The sequence below is a fragment of the Vibrio ouci genome, assembly GCF_004551525.1.
GTDB classification, from domain to species: domain Bacteria; phylum Pseudomonadota; class Gammaproteobacteria; order Enterobacterales; family Vibrionaceae; genus Vibrio; species Vibrio ouci.
Genome location: NZ_SATR01000221.1, coordinates 1 through 1,002, shown reverse-complemented (window position 1 = coordinate 1,002; position 1,002 = coordinate 1). Strand labels below are relative to the sequence as shown.

The following is a 1,002-nucleotide window of genomic DNA, read 5'->3' as shown; positions in this document are numbered from 1 at the left end:
GGTTTCCCCATGTGAGAGTAGGACATCGCCAGGCTTTAAATTTAGACTTTAGGTCTAACCAGTGCGGAGCGGTAGTTCAGTTGGTTAGAATACCGGCCTGTCACGCCGGGGGTCGCGGGTTCGAGTCCCGTCCGCTCCGCCACTTATTCGAGAGTCGTCTCATTAAATACGAACTACAGGGGTGTAGCTCCAATTGGCAGAGCAGCGGATTCCAAATCCGCGTGTTGGGAGTTCGAATCTCTCCACCCCTGCCATCTTCGAAAGCCTCAGCAGAAATGCTGAGGCTTTTTTGCATTTGTTGCTTCTCAAAAGACATGTTTGGAGAATTAACCGACCGCTTGTTGCATCAGTACGGTTAAGTCTTTCTATCTCGCTGCTACGTTCCTATGCACATTCTAATAATCCCCTGTTAAGCCATAGCCTAATGATTCCACTTTGATGTGTTAGCGTAGCGACGACATTGGATGATAGGAGAGGGGAATGGATCACTTACAAAGGATTAGACGGCTTCAACTCTATTTAGAGGAGAACTGCTCTGAGCAGCTTAACTTGCATAAGGCTTCAGAGATCGCCAACCTTTCACCGTTCCACTTACATTGGCGTAACCCCAACTCAAATTAAGCAGTGCCAATCTATGCATGAATATTCGGCTTTAATGAGAAACAGCAATATCAACAATATTGGAATCAATTGATTGAGGAAACTATAGCGAAAGAGCTAGAACTGGATCAGAGCCCATGCTTCGAACTATATCATTCTTATGATGAGAAAACGGGTAGGGCAGATGCTAGTTTTTGTGAAGCAATCAGAGTCTAAATACGTTTAAGCATACAAAAAAGCCCCACTCATTGAGTGTAATGCCATTCGGATAAGCGCTAACGCTTATACCTAAACGGATATTTGGCCGGAACAAAGAGGACTGAACGTGGAAACGTTCGGTCCTTTCTTTTGTCTGGTAAAATGAAATGGCTGACGCTTTCTCGCATTTGCTTGAGCTTGATT

Annotated in this window: 2 tRNA genes; both read left to right on the top strand. The window is 45.0% G+C overall.

Features of this window, described 5'->3' with window-relative positions:
• Positions 1-65 precede the first annotated feature (65 nt).
• Positions 66-142: transfer RNA gene (locus ELS82_RS25285), tRNA-Asp, on the top strand.
• Positions 143-177: 35 nt separating this feature from the next.
• A tRNA-Trp gene (locus ELS82_RS25280) sits at positions 178-254 on the top strand.
• Positions 255-1,002: the final 748 nt, after the last annotated feature.